Source organism: Lysinibacillus sp. FN11 (genome assembly GCF_024628845.1).
Classification (GTDB): domain Bacteria; phylum Bacillota; class Bacilli; order Bacillales_A; family Planococcaceae; genus Lysinibacillus; species Lysinibacillus capsici.
Genome location: NZ_CP102383.1, coordinates 3,548,437 through 3,563,680, shown reverse-complemented (window position 1 = coordinate 3,563,680; position 15,244 = coordinate 3,548,437). Strand labels below are relative to the sequence as shown.

Sequence of the window (15,244 nt, the reverse complement as noted above, 5' to 3'; positions counted from 1 at the left end):
GTTTTTAACATCTTTAATAGGAAAAATCAAGCGGTCACGAGGTCCTCATATAAAATGATTGAGGATAGAGCAGACGGCTTTTTTGCATGGAACGGAAATGTCTATAAATCAGACATTGTAAGGGCTGCTATACGACCTAAAGTTCGTGCAATTGGAAAAACGCTAGCTAAGCATGTGCGAAAGGATGCTAATGGTTTAAAAGTTAATCCAGAGCCATACATGCGATTTTTATTAGAAGAACCCAATCCTCATATGACAATGCAACAATTACTTGAACGTACGATTACGCAGCTTGAGCTGAATAATAATGCGTTTATTTTTATTGAACGAGATGAATTTGATTATCCAATAGGTCTATATCCAATTTCAACAACATCAGCAGAGGTCCTGACAGACAAAGCTGGCCTCTTATATTATCGCTTCACAATTAAAAATGGGAAAACCGTCACATTCAAACATAATGATGTTATTCATTTAGGAAAGGATTACAACGACAATGATTTGTTTGGTGATAGTAACGCTGATGCACTTGCACCTTTGATGGAAATTGTTAATACAACTGATCAAGGTATCGTTAAGGCAATAAAAAATTCCAATGTGATTAGATGGTTATTGAAATTTACTTCAACATTACGGCCAGAGGATATTAAGGCTGAAACGAAACGGTTTGTAAATGATTTTTTATCTACAGAAAGCGAATCAGTAGGAGCTGCAGCTACTGATGGAAAAATGGATGCGAAACAAGTAGAGCCAAAAGATTTTGTGCCTAACGAAAAACAGATGGCTACAACAACTACGAGAATACTTTCCTTTTTTAACACCAATGAGAAAATTGTTAAATCGGAATATACGGAGGATGAATGGATTGCTTACTATGAATTAGCCATTGAGCCAGACATTTACCAACTATCCACTCTTTTTACGCGTAAGTTATTCTCCCGCAAGGAACGTGCTTTTGGTAACAAAATTATATTCGAAGCAAGTAATCTATCATTCGCTAGTATGAGTACAAAAATGAATTTAGTCCAATTTGTGGATCGTGGCATAATGTCACCGAACGAGGTACGTGAGATTTTAAATTATGCACCTCAACCTGATGGAGATACATTCATAAGGCGATTGGATACAGCACCAACAACAGAGGGAGGTGAGAACAAATGACAAAAATTAATGTAAAAGGAACGATTATCAGTGATCGTATGCAACGTATTTACGATTGGATTGGCATAGAAGCTACAAGTCCTTCAAAGATACATGCAAGTTTGCCATCAAATAATGCACCTATTGAGGTGGTAATCAATAGTGGAGGCGGTGATGTGTTTGCAGGAAGTGAAATTTTCACAACCCTAAAAGAGTATGCTGGCGAAGTTACGGTAAAGATAGTTGGCTTAGCTGCATCAGCTGCATCTGTAATTGCGATGGCTGGCGATAAAGTATTAATATCACCAACAGCTCAAATCATGATTCATAATGTCTCGACTTCTGTTGGAGGGGATTACCGTACATTTGAACATACTGCAGAAGTACTGAAATCTGCTAATCAATCTATTGCTAATGCATATAAAACTAAAACTAAAAAAACTGATGAAGAATTAAAGAATTTAATGGATTCAGAAACGTGGTTCAATGCAAAAAGTGCAATAGAACACGGTTTTGCAGATGAGGTGATGTTTGAAGAAAAGAATGAACAAGCATTAGTGGCAGATTTATTTGGTGGTATTCAACTAAATGATGAAGCTATTACGAAGATTACAAAGTTAATAGAAGCTGATATTAAACCATCAACATCGACTCATTCTGGAGAGGCTGAATTATTAGCAAGACTAAAGATTTTAGAACTTGGAGGGAATTATAATGGATAAAATTAAAGAAATGTTAAAAAAACGTAGTGAGTTATTAAATAAGGCAAAACAATTAGTGGCTGAAGGAAAAATTGAAGATTTTAATGCTGTTGAGAAAGAAATCGAGACATTAGATGCTCAAATTGAAGCGGCAAAATTAGCAAATGCTAACCTAAAAGCATTGGAAGATAAGCAAGTGATTGCAGATCTAGAGAACTACTCAAAAACACCAGAGAGTCCAAAGGTTATAGCGAAAAAAGAAGAGCAGATTGTTTTAACAGATAAACAAACATATGAAAATGCTTGGGCAAAGCATATGATGGGGCAAAGCTTAACGAATGATGAACAAGTTGTATTTGAAAATGTAAATAAAGAGTTTAGTAATGCTTATACGCATGATACAGGCAATACAGCAATTCTGATACCAGAAACTGTTGTTGGAGGTATTTGGAGTCGTGCTGAAGAGATGTATCCGTTATTTGGTGATGCAAAAAAATACAATGTACAAGGGAAAATGGTAATTAAAAAGCACTCGTCCATTGATGCTGGGGATGCTGCTTGGTATACAGAATCAACACCAACGGCTGATGAACAAAATACATTTGGTGAATTAGTATTAGATGGTCATGAATTATCTAAAGCAATTACAATTACGTGGAAATTACGTGCGATGGCGATTCCTGAATTTATCTCCTACATCAAAAATGAACTTGCACAGCGTATTGGTGTTGCATTAGGATACGCTGCAGCTCGTGGAAATGGAAATACTGAACCACAAGGGGTTGAGACGGCGTTATTAGCTGAAGTCGATACACCACAAGTTGTAGCGTATTCTCCAGACGCATCAACACCAATACCATTGAGCTATGCGATCATGACAAAGGCAGTTTCAAAACTACATTCATCTTATCTAAATGGTGCATCTATTTATGCAAACAATGCAACAATCTGGAATGAACTAGCTAATTTGATGGATGATAACGGTCGACCATTATTTATTCCAGATGTAACATCAGGTGGCGTTGGTCGTATGTTTGGATTAGTCGTTAAACCAGATGCATCTATCACGGATGGTAGTATCATTATTGGAAATGCTCAAAGCGGTTACGTAGTAAATACAAATGAACCAATGTCTATTGCTACAGAAGAACATGTAAAAGCACGTACAGTTGATTACGCAGCTTATACAATTGTTGATGGAGGTGTACTTGATACAAAAGCATTTGCCTTAATTCGAAAAGCTCCGGCTGCATAACAAGGAGGGGTTAGTGTGAAACACAATGTTGCAAAAGAATTTATTGATAAAGAATCAGGGGTTTTTTATGCACCTGGCTCTTTTTTTATTTCAACTGATTACGATAGAGTGTCGGAATTAAATGATGCAGGATTCGTTGAACAAAACAACGAAGTGGAATCACTTAAAGCTTCAAAGCGGACACCACGAAAGAAAGCTAGTGATAAAGATGCTGAACAAGATTAAACAATCATTAAGGATCACACACAATGCATTAGACAATGAAATACAAGATTTGATAGACGCTGCTCGTGCGGATTTACGCATTAGTGGCGTTTTGAAATTAGATGAAACAGATCCTTTGATCATTCGTGCTGTCACTGTCTATTCAAAAGCTAATTTCGGACTAGATAATGCTGACAGTGAGAAATATCAGCAAAGCTATGATTCTTTAAAAACACACTTAGCATTGAGTGGTGAGTACAATGGCAGCAATGTTTAAGGATGTTGCTTTTTTAATTTCAGGTACTGAAGATCTTGATGAAGACGGATTCCCAACTGATTCAAAACCAAATGAGCGAATGGTCTTTGTAAATAAGTTGTCTGTACGATCAAGTGAATTTTATCAAGCGTCTGCCCAAGGATATAAACCAGAAGTTCAGTTATCTTTGCGAATCAGCGAATATGCTGACGAAGTGAAGCTTAAATTTAATGACAAATTATATGAAGTTATTCGTACTTATGAAAAAGGCGAGAACATCGAATTAACTTGTCAACGTTGGGGAGGTGTCCGCTGATGGGAATGGAATTGCATGGCATGAGTGAACTGCTAAATCAAGTGAGAGGGCTTGGCATGAGGGTTGAAAGAAGTGTGGAGAAAAAGGCACTTGAAGCAGGTGGCGAAATACTAGTAAGGGCTGCAAAAGCTGAAGCAAACCGTGTGCGTGATGATGGCACATTGCACGATAACATTAAGGAAACTGAAGTGAAAAACGGTAAGTTGACTGTACACACAGGACAAGCTTATCACGCTCATTTAGTTGAGTTTGGCCGTTCAGCTGGACAAGGTACTTATAAGGATAAGAATGGCGTAAGACGTCCAGTAAAATGGGGTGACACGAGTCCAAATCCTGTTATGGCAAGAGCATTCGAGAAATCGAAGCCAGAGATTATCTTAGAAATGGGAAAAGTCATTAAAAGGGAGATGGGCCTATGAGTCAATTTAACAAAATTAAAAATGCGTTAAGTCCTCTCAACATTCCTACAAGACGATTAACTTTATCAAAAAAAGATACAGAACAAAATTATGATCAGTACATCATTGTTACGGAATACAATCAACAGGGAGCTTTATACGCTGATGATGAAGAAGTAGCTACTGCTCATAGTATTCAAATTAGCTTATTCACACGATTAAACTATATTGAAACAGCCAAACAAATAAAAGGTTTATTGGCGCCATTAGGATTTTCCAGAACAAATGAATACGAATTTTTTGAAGATGAAACGGATTACTATCACAAAGTAATCCGTTTTTCTTATACAGAAGAACGGGAGAGTGAAATATAAATGAAAATGTTAGTACCTCTAAACATTCAATTTTTCGCAGGAACACAAATCGGTTTAAAAAGATTTCATGCTGCAATTTTAACCAAAGAAGAAGAGAATGGCACAACAACATACGGCACTATTAAGCGTATCTCACAGGCGATAACAGCAAACATTACGCCTAACTTCTCTATCACAACTTTGTACGCAGATGATCAAGCGGTTGAGGTTGATGAAGCATTAGGTGACATTGATATTGAAATCGGTGTGAAAGACTTAAGTACTGAAGATTATGCTTTTTTACTTGGTAAAACTATTAATGAAGATGGAGTTATCGAAGATTCGGTGAATGATGTGGCTCGGTACATTGCAATAGGTTTTGAGATTCCCTTATCGGGTGGTGGTCGTCGACTTTACTGGTATTACAAAGGTAAGTTTCAACCGCCAGCTGCATCACATCAAACGAAACAAGGTTCAGTAGCTTACCAAACGCCAACAATTACAGGTAAATTTATGGCCCGTGAAGATGGCAAATGGCGAGCACGTCTTGATTCAACACACTCAACAGCGAAGCCAGAAGTTTTACAAAATTGGTTCAATGCGGTGTATGTACCGTCAAAATTATTGTCAGCGCCAACTAATGTAGCAGGTACACCTGATGCAACTAGCGTGTCATTAACTTGGGATACAGTGACAGGGGCTACTGGATATGTTGTATACCGTGACGGCGTTTCAATTGGCACGCCAACAACTAATTCATATAACGACACTGGTCTAACTGCAGAAACAGAGTATGAATATCAGGTAGCAGCAAAGAAAGATACAGCGGAAGGAACTAAATCAACAGCTATCACAGTGACAACAACAGCATAAAAAATGAAGGTCTTCCACAATTATCTGTGGAGACCTTATTTATTTTTAGGAGGAAGAATAATGAAAATTAATTTAATGATTGATGAGAAAGAAAAAACATTTAAAGCAGATTTTGTACCGGGTTTAGTTTTTCGAAAGTTTTTAGAGTTAAAAACAAAATACGATTTAGCGGATATGGAAAAAGAAGCGGTCGAGGAAACAGTAGGTTTAATTGTTTCAGCTTACAATAATCAATTCACAGTGGATGAATTTTGGGAAGGAATAGATGGCCGAGAAATCATGCCAACCATCGCTGACTTCTTGAGTGAATTAACAACTGGTAAGGCGCCAGAGGGAAAGTAAGTACACCGCAAGAAGAATATGAAAGTTTGAAAACAATTTATCGCTCGTTACTTAAAAGTGGATGGAAACTCCATGAAATAGATGCGTGCGATATTAAATTCTTATTTGAGTTAAGTGAAGATCCGAATATACCGTCCACAGCTGTATATGCAGATGATGTTCCGTGGTTATAAAGTGAGGTGAGATAAATGTCAGAAGAAATTGGCGTATTGAGAATCGATCTAACATTAGATCAAGCAGATTTCACTCGATCTGTTCAACAGATTGATACAAAACTTAGAGCGTTAAATTCAGAGTTTAGAGCAAGTGCTGCAGGTAACAGGGATTACGAGCGAACTTTAGAAGGTTTGCGGGCTAAAAACGAAATGCTTGGAAATACTCTTCAATTGCAACGGACGAAAGTGGATCAATTACGTGCTGAATATGAACGAGTAGCTGAAGCTAAAGGACGAAATTCAGTAGAAGCGGAAAAGCTTGCTACTAAATATAACAATGCCGTGGCTGCTATGCGTCGAACAGAGCAACAAATTGGGCAAGTAGCAAGAGCGATGCAACAACAAGAGAGTCAATGGCAAAATGCAACAACAAATGCTGAACGTTATGCTGAAACGCTAGAAAAAACTAGTCATAAAATTCGAAGCTTTGGTGATAATGCGCAATCCTTAGGGAATAAGTTATCTGTTGGATTGACTGTTCCAATAGCGGCGTTTGGTGTAGCAGCAGGCGCCGCCGCAAAACAATTTGATGATGCCAGTGCAAAGATACAGATGTCATTAGGTGCTACGGCTCAAGAGGCGAAAAACCTTGAAGCAAATGCCAAAAACTTGTGGAAAGATGGTTTTGGAGAATCACTTGAAGAAGTAACAGATGCATTAATTAAAGTTAAGCAAAATATGAAGGGTATTGCGGATGGTAAAGAGTTAGAAAAAGTAACGCGTGATGCAATGTTGCTTGCTCAAACATTTGAATCAGATGTTAATGAAGTTACACGAGCAGGAAACAACCTTATGGTGAACTTTGGTATTGATAGTAAAGAGGCATTTGATTTATTAGCCTATGGTGCTCAAAAGGGTTTAAACTTTTCTGGAGAGCTTTTTGACAATGTTGCGGAATATTCAGGTCTTTTTTCAGCACTTGGATTCGAAGCAGATGAATATTTTCAAGTTTTAATGAATGGTTCTGAAAAAGGTGTATATAACCTTGACTACCTAAATGATGCAGTAAAAGAATTTGGTATTCGTATTAAGGATGGCAGTGCCTCCACGACTGATGCAATAGCCCAATTGTTTGCGCCTGAAGGAATAGATCAATTTATAAATTCACTTGAAAAGGCTGGAACCGAAACAGAGGAATATAGAAAATTAGCTGAAAAAGTAGGTAATGGTACTGCAAAAGAAATGGTTAAAAACCTTCAAAAAGGCGGGAAATCATTTGAAGATACAGCTATTGCTATTAAAGCAACAATGGGTGAGTCTAATGCGTTTTTTGATGGATTAAGTGACGGCTCATTAAAAGGTTCAGAAGCAATGCAAAAGGTGATTGGGAAAATTCAAGCATTGGATGATCCTACTGAAAGAGCAACTTTAGGTGTTGCATTGTTCGGGACGAAATGGGAAGATCTCGAAGAAGCTGCCATGTATAGCTTAACAACTGTTGGTAATGAAATGGATAAAGCAACAGGAACAATGGACAAAATGGCTGAAGTTCAGGATAAAACTTTCGGCCAAAGATGGAATGAAATTATGCGTACAGCGCAAACCGCACTTTTACCATTTGGAGAAACAATATTAGACCTGGCAGAAGATTGGTTGCCGAAAGTTTCAACGGGGGTAGAAAAAGTAACAGGTTGGTTTGATGACTTATCACCATCTGCAAAAAATATAGCAGTAGCTCTAGGGGGAATAACGGTAGCAGCTGGACCACTTATAACAGGTTTTGGCTTTATTGCAAGTGGTATTGGTTCCATTATGTCAGTGGGTGCGCCGTTAATAGGGATGCTCACAGGTGCTGGAGCTGCTGCAGGTGCTGCTGCAACAGGGACAGGTTTACTTGGTGGCGCATTAACTGTATTGACTGGTCCTGTTGGTATTGCGATAGGAGCCATTACAGCACTTGGAGTAGCGTATGCTTTGACACGAGAAAAAGCCGATGAGCAGTTAAAGAAAGAGCAAGAATTGGCAGAGAATAATTTAAAGATGGCAGAAAGTCACACGAAAGTTTTAGAAGAAAAAACTGCTGATATTGATAAGACGAGTGAATTGATTGAAAAAACCAATAAACAAGCAGAAAATGTAGCCAATTTAACAACTCGATTTGAAACTTTGTGGGAAAAGTCGAAGCTTTCTCGTGAAGAATTTGCGATTTTCTTGGATTTGCAATCAGAGTTAGAGAATACAACATCACCTAAAAGGGTGGAAGAACTGGAACAACGGATGGCTGGTTTGCGTGAAAAATCTGGACTGTCAAACGAGGAATTTGCCAAGTTATTGTCAAGTAATGAAACGTTAATGGAAATATTCCCACAAGCTGGTGAAGCTGTAGGAGAGTATGGAAATAGAATTGCTGATACAACAGGTAAATTGCAAGAAATGACACAAGCAGAACTCAATCGTATGGAACTTGAAGTTTATAACAGGATGATTTCGGACTTAGAAGCGGTTAATTCAGAAATAGACAATTATGAAACATTGTTAGGTGAGATCGTAGCTCTAGAAGATTCTGTTTATGCAAAAAAAGCGGAACAAAGAAGCATACAAAAAGAAATTGCAGATAATGAAGCTATTATTATACAAAATAATGAAAAGTTAGCAGAATTAACAGAGCGTCAAAAAGACGCTGGTTTCATCGAGTGGAACCAATTAGATGCTCAAAAAAATGAGCTGAAACTACAGAATTTTGAACTTGAAAATAAAAACGAAAAAACTAATAAAAACTTAGAAGTGCTCAATGAAACACTCAAAACAGAAAATAAAACATTGGAGGAAAAGAAAAAGCAGTCTGAAGTAATTGGGGAACAAGTTGAAAAAAATAGAAATAATTTAGATAGCTATACTAAAATCCTCGAAAAAAACTTAGGTATCAACATTGAAAAAGGTAAAGAATTAAAATCATTAGATGATGCAATTGCAAAAAACCAAAATTTGATTAGTCAATTGCAAGATAAGATAAAGCGAGAAGGAGATAGTAACGGCGAGAAGCAAAAAGGTATTCAAAAACTGCAGGAAGAAAACCAAAAAATCGCTGAAGCAAAAACGAAAATAGATGGTGTTATAAAAAGTGTTGAAACGCAAAACGGAAAATTTGATGAAGGTCAACAAAAGTTGGCTAAAGTCAACGGTCAATTCGATGCTGCAAAACAAAAAACTGATCAAAATATTACAAGAACAGATGTGTGGAACGGAAAATTAGACAAAAGCCATACGAAAAAGGTAGACATCAAACAAAGTAAAGATCCTGACAAAGAAAATGAAAAATGGTCGAAAAAGATTAGCAAAGCAATTAATGTTGTGGTTGAGGGAGCTAAAGATATTTTTGGTTGGGCTGAAGGTACAAATTACCACCCTGGTGGTTTGGCATTCATGGGAGAAAAAGGTTATGAACTTTTCAAAGTAAATGGCATGTATGGAATTGCTAATTTCGGACTGTATGATCTCCCCAAAGGAGCTAAAGTGTGGACGCATGAAGAGACGAAACAAATACTATCAAATGGATTGGATGTCAGTTGGAATGCAAAAGGCGGTATTTTTGACAAGCCTACTATTTTCTCTACAGCTAATGCTGGCTTACAAGGCGTAGGTGAAGCAGGAGCGGAAGCGATTGCACCGATTGACACTTTGTTGGGGTATGTTCGTACTGCTGTAGCTGAAACAATGGCATTAAATCAAATAACAATGCCATCTACAATTGTTGTTCAAGCAGTAATGAATGATCGTATAGTAGGCGAAACGACTGCACCATTTGTATCCCAAAAACAACACAACGCGGCATCAATAGCAGGTCTCATGAAGGGAGTTCATATGCGATGATAATTGAAAAAATGGATGGTACCAGATTAGATTTAGCTGATTTTGATTGCCGATTATTAAAGCCTTTCATACCATCTGTATCACCTAGATATTCAATATCTTCTATAGATGGACGAGCACCGATTGTTACAGATGTGAATTTCGAACAACGTGAAATAAGGGCAGAAATACTTATTAAATCTCGTGACATAAATGATTATTACTTGTTGCGAGATGAGTTGAATGTCTTGTTTGTCTCAAAAGAACCGTTTTATATTATTCACAAAAAGCAAGGATATAAGCGTTGGAAGGTTCGATTAGCCTCATCCTTTGAAATAAAACCAAGCCCTAGACTTAATACATTTACGATATCCTTTCTTTGCGAGAATATTTATGCAGAATCTGTTGCAACATCTTTAGATTTACAAGAAAAACGCACATGGGATATAGGTCTTTGGGGATTTGGTTCAGGTATTAATGTCGATGAGGTATACAATTATTCATTTAATACTAACGAATTTATCGTTAAAAACATTGGGAATGCAATAGTAGACCCTAGGGAAAGTATGTTGGAAGTCAGTATAAAAGGTGCATTTGCTTCTTCATTTACACTAATAAATCATTCGACAGGAGAGGTTTATCAATTCAATGGACCGTTGTTAGGTACTGATGAATTAAAAATAAGTGGTGTTCGTACTTTTAAAAATGGAGTTAGTGCTTTTAAACAAACTAATAAGAAGTTGATTTCCCTTATACCAGGGGATAATTCCTTTTCTATCACAAACGGTACTATACATAGTATCGTTTTTAATTTTAGATTTTTGTACATGTAAAGGAAGTGAAAATATGATTGATCTTAATGTAACAGGAGATAATTGGAATCGCAATCAGAGAAATGGGATTAATGAAAACTGGCAAAGGATTAAAAATGGATTAAGCAATTTGCAGGGACAAATCAAAATTTTAGCTGGTGGAGAAGAGGTTGACGAATTATTAAAGCGATTAAATGATGCTGTAGAAAGTGCAACCGTAGCTGTACAAGAATCAATCGACGCTAATAACACAGCTACACAGGATGCAATTACTGCAAATAACCAAGCTTTACAAATCGCACTCAACACAATCGGCGCTGCTTTAACAGATGTAGGTAATGCAATACAGGCTGCTGAAACTGCTACAAATGATGCTATGGAGGCTAAAGATGCAGCATTACAAGCGGCTGGAGATGCACAAACAACCATCTCCCAAATGCAAGTAATTATTTCGAATTTTAGACCTCGCGGCGAATGGAACGCTACTACTGATTATTTCAAAAACAATCTTGCAGGGCTGAACGGTAAAACGTACATCGCATTACAAAACAATACCAATAAACCTGTAACTGATACATCATTTTGGATGTTATTTGCTGATAGGGGTGCTAAAGGGGAGAGAGGAGAAAAAGGTGAACCAGGTACAGGAATTAAAGTGTTAGGTCATTTTAATGATGTGTCGGAATTACCGTCAAATCCTACTTTAGGTGATGCATACACAATTGGTGCTGATAGAGATTTATACGTATACAACGGTAATGATTGGCAAAACTTAGGTAGTATTAAAGGTGTCGAAGGGAAATCGGCTTATGAGGTGGCAGTTGAAAATGGGTTTGTTGGAACAGAAATTGAATGGCTTGAAACACTGATAGGCCCTCCTGGACCAGATGGCCCGCCAGGACCGCCAGCAGATTTAACAGAAATCAATCAAAAGGTTGATGGGCTTCAAAATGAAGTTACTGAACATTTGGGACAAATGGCTACCACCGAAGTAGCAGGACATGTCATGTTAGTTAATGACCTTATAACAGGTGGAGCAGATAAGGCAGCTTCTGCAGATACTGTTAAAGCCCTTAAAACAAATCAAGACATGATTGAACAAACATTGGGTAGTAAATTTCATGTTGCTATAGACTATTTCAGTGGTGATTTAGATGTTTTAAAGAAAGATGGTTTCTATAAAGGATACAATTTCACCAATGGAGCAGAGATATCCATTAGTGTTATTTTAGTAAAGTCTTATTCGCCAGATTGGATTGTACAAATACAATACACAGTAGGTACTAGACCATTAATGTACATTCGTGCGTTTCATAGTGGGACTACATGGACTGCATGGAATCGAATTATGGATAAGATTGACTACGACCAACTTTTTACATCTGTCAGTAATGGTAAGGCAACAGTCAATCAGGCGGTTACTGACATGGGAGTTTACACTGCGCCTGACGCACCATTTGCGACGACTGCTGCAAACATTAAAGTTATACCTAAAGGAAAAACAGTACAAGAGAGCACTATGAACGTTCCATCTTTTTCAGGAACTGGTCAGGTTCAGGTGGACGTTACATTTGCAGGTGGGACAGTACGAAACGCTATGGTTCAATGTGGCGGTGTATTATTCATACACGGACTGTATTATGGAAACGCTCAAGTGTCAAGTGGGCTGTACGTCTCTAATATAGAGTTTATAGGCTCTACTGTACGTTTCACTTTCCGTTTGGGAAGTGGACTTGGAAATTGGGTAGGTGGTTCTATAAGGTATACGATAACTTCTTAAATTGGAGGGAAATGCATGTTCAATCGAATATTTTACGATAGAAGTACAGGTAAAATACTGTACCAGCATTTTATGGAAGAGCCTGAAGTAATAACAGATTTCGCTATTTTAGAGATACACGAGGGTGAAATTAACTATAATACTCATTTCATTGATTCTATCAATAGTGAAGGGGTTCCAGTAGTAAAAGCAAAAGAATTAACTCCAACGGAAATGGAGAATGAAAAACTGAAAGAAGATATTCTCTTATTACAAACAGATGCACAAGTAGGAGGGATTTTATAATGATTAATCAAATTGTTGTGCGAATTGCAGCAGAACGAATTATGTCGGGTGGTCTCAATCCAAAAACAGGACAAGTATATGTTCTAGATGATATTACGAATGAGGATTACCGTGTTGCTGTTGAGGACTACATTTTAGCAAATACAGAAGGCATTTAAGTGTATCTAATGACTACTGTATATTAATGTCGAATTAAAGAAGGAATCCTTTCCTTTTCGTCGAAAAATATTGTAGTACGGAAAGACGAAAGGAGTTTTTATGAATTCTGAAGAGTGGGTAACGGATTTAAAAGATCTTGTTGTACAAGGTGCTAGTTTAATGGGAGAATATACCCCTTTAATAAGCAAACTTGTAACGGGAGTTAGATTAAATAGGTTTGAAAATAGACTAAAGAAAAACGAAAAAAAACTAAATGAAATATTTTATTATCTATCTAAAAATGATGTTGAATTTTTTGTAGATAAAGTAGGAGTTCCTGTTTTTGAAAAGATTATGCAGGATCAAGAAGATGATAAGGCAGAGTTCTTATTATTGGGATTTGAGAATTGTGTAAAGAATAACATTAAGAATGAAGATATAATCGTCTACTATTTTGATTTAATATCCGAAATGAGGGTTTTAGAATTAAAACGTTTTGTAACACTTTCAAGAAGAACCGAAGAAGGACCTATAATTCCGATTGTAGGATCTGATCAAGAAATACTTATAAATTCTGCAGACAATAAATTAAAAAGAGCTGGACTTATTTGTGCTAAAACTAGTTGGAGTTCTGAAAATGGTGAGTATATTAATCCTGGGACAATTACAATTAGTCAAAGTGGAAATAAATTATTAGATTTCTTAGGTTTTTGATAATATTTGTTCCATATTGTTCAGTAGTGTGTATAAGTGTGTATTGATAAATATTTAGTAATGTTTGACAATGTAGTTAGAAACTTTTGGAAGGGACTGACCACATTGGCTGCAATGTCACGACACAACATCACACTTGAACCAGAAGTATATGAGGAATTTTGTAAGTATGCTGCTAAAAAAGGGATTAAAGTTTCTACTTGGATTAATCAGCAAATGAAAAATTTTATCGAAGAAGAACAAATGATTGAAGAAATGCGAAAGAAAAGAGGGATTTAGTTGGCTCAGAAACCTGTACCTGCAAAAGAGAAGAAGTTAAGCAACCTGTTTGAAAAACACGGATTGGATATTTCAGAGGAACAATTTATTGAAATTTTCAAAGAAGAATATTCAAAAGATTGGTCCCGCATTCAAGAAACATACGCTAAACAAGAAGAAAAAAGAAAGCCTGGGCAAGCTGCACCTATGCCTGAGCCGACTAAATATCTTCAAAATATGTATAAGGTATTTATTAAAAAGCATTCATAAATCGGATGCTTTTTTTCTGTGGGTTTACTGTACATTTATAAATACTAATATACAAAAATGCCTACAAATACTGATATATCTACATTTATAGATATGTAGATACTGAGTTCCATATTGTTCAGTAAGCGCTACTCACATCGAGTAGCGTATTTTTATTAAATTTGAATACCAGGAAGGAGCTTTATAATGGACGAAATAGTATTAAATGAATTAAAAGAAGTAAAAGAACTGCTCCAGGTTGTTATGAGTAGCCAAGAGCAGAATGAAAATCGCATTATTCAAATGTTATCAAATATAGAGGGACGCCTATATTCTATTGAGGAGAGTACAACCTGGATAAAAAATGGCGGTAATTATCTTGGTGATGCAAAAGGACCTGCGGGTGTACCAGGATTATAAAAACAACTCTGAAATTTCGAGTATGGATCCTACGTTTTCTTTTTTTGCAAGCTGTGACCATTTAGTGAAAAAGGTATTTAAATCTTTAATATTAAGCTCTCGAATTAGGTAAATATCTTCCCACAAAGAAGGAGTTTTTTTAAATATTGGTAATAGTTTAGTAGCTATGTAGTTATTGTTATCTCTTAAATATGGATCGGCGTTCATTTCTTTGTAGAGAGCAGAACTTTGAATGCTTAATTGTTTTAGATCGATATTCGAACGACTAATTAATAATTCAGAAATGTATTCTGTTATTGAACTAGAGTAAAATAATTTTACAGCGTTTGTTGAATTGCTCCATAAAGATGCTGTTTTTGATAAAAAATAAATAGAGGCAAGCTCACAAATTGATTCTTCAAACCATGAGTTATTATCTATTGGTGTTTTTTTCTTAATAAAGTGATGGCACAGCTCATGACTTAGTTGATACGCATTCTGTGCCCAATAAGTATTTCCAGCTGTTGATAGGTAAATTTCCATATTGTTATCTAAACAAATAGGATTTCCGAGTTGTTTGATGTCAGTGATCAGCAAAACCGTATCTGGATTTTCATCAAAAGCTTCTAACATAAGGTCACAAACATCTCTAATTATTATCAAGGGATCATTAGAATGTGATGAATCACTTTCATAATTTTGATAGTGCCAATTGTCATAAATTTTTATCATCATAACCAATCACTTTCCTACTAGTATTTTAGCAA

20 protein-coding genes are annotated in these 15,244 nt (G+C 36.5%); 19 read left to right on the top strand and 1 reads right to left on the bottom strand.

Annotated features, from left to right (window positions below; genetic code table 11):
- Positions 1-54: 54 nt before the first annotated feature.
- The 19 genes from NP781_RS18870 (at position 55) to NP781_RS18780 (ending at position 14,498) form a co-directional block, all read left to right on the top strand.
- Positions 55-1,161: a phage portal protein gene (locus tag NP781_RS18870; protein ID WP_257520576.1), complete on the top strand. Its 1,107-nt coding sequence runs from the start codon at positions 55-57 to the stop codon at positions 1,159-1,161.
- On the top strand, positions 1,158-1,862 hold the full coding sequence (locus tag NP781_RS18865) for a head maturation protease, ClpP-related (protein ID WP_257520575.1): 705 nt from the start codon (positions 1,158-1,160) through the stop codon (positions 1,860-1,862). The genes NP781_RS18870 and NP781_RS18865 overlap by 4 nt, the downstream gene beginning before the upstream one ends.
- Entirely contained in the window at positions 1,855-3,096 is a 1,242-nt protein-coding gene (locus NP781_RS18860) for a phage major capsid protein (RefSeq protein WP_257520574.1), read from the top strand. The genes NP781_RS18865 and NP781_RS18860 overlap by 8 nt, the downstream gene beginning before the upstream one ends.
- A 15-nt stretch (positions 3,097-3,111) precedes the next feature.
- Positions 3,112-3,321, top strand: coding sequence for a hypothetical protein (locus tag NP781_RS18855; RefSeq protein ID WP_257520573.1), 210 nt, complete (start codon positions 3,112-3,114; stop codon positions 3,319-3,321).
- Positions 3,305-3,577, top strand: coding sequence for a head-tail connector protein (locus NP781_RS18850; RefSeq protein WP_257520572.1), 273 nt, complete (start codon positions 3,305-3,307; stop codon positions 3,575-3,577). Before NP781_RS18855 ends, NP781_RS18850 begins: the two co-directional genes overlap by 17 nt.
- Positions 3,561-3,872, top strand: coding sequence for a phage head-tail adapter protein (locus tag NP781_RS18845; RefSeq protein WP_257520571.1), 312 nt, complete (start codon positions 3,561-3,563; stop codon positions 3,870-3,872). Before NP781_RS18850 ends, NP781_RS18845 begins: the two co-directional genes overlap by 17 nt.
- Positions 3,872-4,291 carry an HK97-gp10 family putative phage morphogenesis protein gene (locus NP781_RS18840; protein WP_257520570.1) on the top strand — a complete coding sequence of 140 codons (420 nt, stop codon included), beginning with the start codon at positions 3,872-3,874 and terminating at the stop codon, positions 4,289-4,291. The genes NP781_RS18845 and NP781_RS18840 overlap by 1 nt, the downstream gene beginning before the upstream one ends.
- Positions 4,288-4,644: a hypothetical protein gene (locus NP781_RS18835; protein ID WP_257520569.1), complete on the top strand. Its 357-nt coding sequence runs from the start codon at positions 4,288-4,290 to the stop codon at positions 4,642-4,644. Before NP781_RS18840 ends, NP781_RS18835 begins: the two co-directional genes overlap by 4 nt.
- The gene (locus NP781_RS18830) at positions 4,645-5,496 is read left to right on the top strand and encodes a major tail protein (RefSeq protein ID WP_257520568.1); all 852 of its coding nucleotides are present in this window, start codon (positions 4,645-4,647) and stop codon (positions 5,494-5,496) included.
- A gap of 60 nt (positions 5,497-5,556) precedes the next feature.
- Entirely contained in the window at positions 5,557-5,838 is a 282-nt protein-coding gene (gpG, locus tag NP781_RS18825; protein WP_257520567.1) for a phage tail assembly chaperone G, read from the top strand.
- Positions 5,839-6,026: 188 nt separating this feature from the next.
- Entirely contained in the window at positions 6,027-9,863 is a 3,837-nt protein-coding gene (locus NP781_RS18820; RefSeq protein ID WP_257520566.1) for a phage tail tape measure protein, read from the top strand.
- The gene (locus NP781_RS18815) at positions 9,860-10,675 is read left to right on the top strand and encodes a phage tail family protein (protein ID WP_257520565.1); all 816 of its coding nucleotides are present in this window, start codon (positions 9,860-9,862) and stop codon (positions 10,673-10,675) included. The genes NP781_RS18820 and NP781_RS18815 overlap by 4 nt, the downstream gene beginning before the upstream one ends.
- A 13-nt stretch (positions 10,676-10,688) precedes the next feature.
- The gene (locus tag NP781_RS18810) at positions 10,689-12,434 is read left to right on the top strand and encodes a pyocin knob domain-containing protein (protein ID WP_257520564.1); all 1,746 of its coding nucleotides are present in this window, start codon (positions 10,689-10,691) and stop codon (positions 12,432-12,434) included.
- Positions 12,435-12,449: 15 nt separating this feature from the next.
- On the top strand, positions 12,450-12,719 hold the full coding sequence (locus NP781_RS18805; protein ID WP_257520563.1) for a hypothetical protein: 270 nt from the start codon (positions 12,450-12,452) through the stop codon (positions 12,717-12,719).
- On the top strand, positions 12,719-12,877 hold the full coding sequence (locus tag NP781_RS18800; RefSeq protein ID WP_257520562.1) for a hypothetical protein: 159 nt from the start codon (positions 12,719-12,721) through the stop codon (positions 12,875-12,877). Before NP781_RS18805 ends, NP781_RS18800 begins: the two co-directional genes overlap by 1 nt.
- A gap of 100 nt (positions 12,878-12,977) precedes the next feature.
- Complete coding sequence (locus NP781_RS18795) at positions 12,978-13,571, top strand: hypothetical protein (protein WP_257520561.1); 594 nt, start codon at positions 12,978-12,980, stop codon at positions 13,569-13,571.
- Positions 13,572-13,676: 105 nt separating this feature from the next.
- A complete protein-coding gene (locus tag NP781_RS18790; RefSeq protein WP_257522579.1) occupies positions 13,677-13,850 on the top strand; it encodes a hypothetical protein in 174 nt (57 codons plus the stop codon).
- Entirely contained in the window at positions 13,851-14,099 is a 249-nt protein-coding gene (locus NP781_RS18785) for a hypothetical protein (RefSeq protein ID WP_257520560.1), read from the top strand.
- Between the two features lie 186 nt (positions 14,100-14,285).
- The gene (locus NP781_RS18780; protein ID WP_257520559.1) at positions 14,286-14,498 is read left to right on the top strand and encodes a hypothetical protein; all 213 of its coding nucleotides are present in this window, start codon (positions 14,286-14,288) and stop codon (positions 14,496-14,498) included.
- Here NP781_RS18780 and NP781_RS18775 read toward each other — a convergent pair.
- A complete protein-coding gene (locus NP781_RS18775) occupies positions 14,493-15,218 on the bottom strand; it encodes a hypothetical protein (protein ID WP_257520558.1) in 726 nt (241 codons plus the stop codon). The genes NP781_RS18780 and NP781_RS18775 overlap by 6 nt on opposite strands.
- Between the last annotated feature and the right edge of the window lie 26 nt (positions 15,219-15,244).

Bases quoted from the DNA above. Each gene is read 5' to 3' on its own strand.
- NP781_RS18805 (WP_257520563.1), top strand. From the start codon at position 12,450: ATGTTCAATCGAATATTTTACGATAGAAGTACAGGTAAAATACTGTAC.
- NP781_RS18820 (WP_257520566.1), top strand. From the start codon at position 6,027: ATGTCAGAAGAAATTGGCGTATTGAGAATCGATCTAACATTAGATCAA.
- NP781_RS18780 (WP_257520559.1), top strand. From the start codon at position 14,286: ATGGACGAAATAGTATTAAATGAATTAAAAGAAGTAAAAGAACTGCTC.
- NP781_RS18840 (WP_257520570.1), top strand. From the start codon at position 3,872: ATGGGAATGGAATTGCATGGCATGAGTGAACTGCTAAATCAAGTGAGA.
- NP781_RS18865 (WP_257520575.1), top strand. From the start codon at position 1,158: ATGACAAAAATTAATGTAAAAGGAACGATTATCAGTGATCGTATGCAA.
- NP781_RS18830 (WP_257520568.1), top strand. From the start codon at position 4,645: ATGAAAATGTTAGTACCTCTAAACATTCAATTTTTCGCAGGAACACAA.
- NP781_RS18870 (WP_257520576.1), top strand. From the start codon at position 55: ATGATTGAGGATAGAGCAGACGGCTTTTTTGCATGGAACGGAAATGTC.
- gpG (WP_257520567.1), top strand. From the start codon at position 5,557: ATGAAAATTAATTTAATGATTGATGAGAAAGAAAAAACATTTAAAGCA.
- NP781_RS18835 (WP_257520569.1), top strand. From the start codon at position 4,288: ATGAGTCAATTTAACAAAATTAAAAATGCGTTAAGTCCTCTCAACATT.
- NP781_RS18810 (WP_257520564.1), top strand. From the start codon at position 10,689: ATGATTGATCTTAATGTAACAGGAGATAATTGGAATCGCAATCAGAGA.
- NP781_RS18795 (WP_257520561.1), top strand. From the start codon at position 12,978: ATGAATTCTGAAGAGTGGGTAACGGATTTAAAAGATCTTGTTGTACAA.
- NP781_RS18815 (WP_257520565.1), top strand. From the start codon at position 9,860: ATGATAATTGAAAAAATGGATGGTACCAGATTAGATTTAGCTGATTTT.
- NP781_RS18800 (WP_257520562.1), top strand. From the start codon at position 12,719: ATGATTAATCAAATTGTTGTGCGAATTGCAGCAGAACGAATTATGTCG.
- NP781_RS18845 (WP_257520571.1), top strand. From the start codon at position 3,561: ATGGCAGCAATGTTTAAGGATGTTGCTTTTTTAATTTCAGGTACTGAA.
- NP781_RS18860 (WP_257520574.1), top strand. From the start codon at position 1,855: ATGGATAAAATTAAAGAAATGTTAAAAAAACGTAGTGAGTTATTAAAT.
- NP781_RS18850 (WP_257520572.1), top strand. From the start codon at position 3,305: ATGCTGAACAAGATTAAACAATCATTAAGGATCACACACAATGCATTA.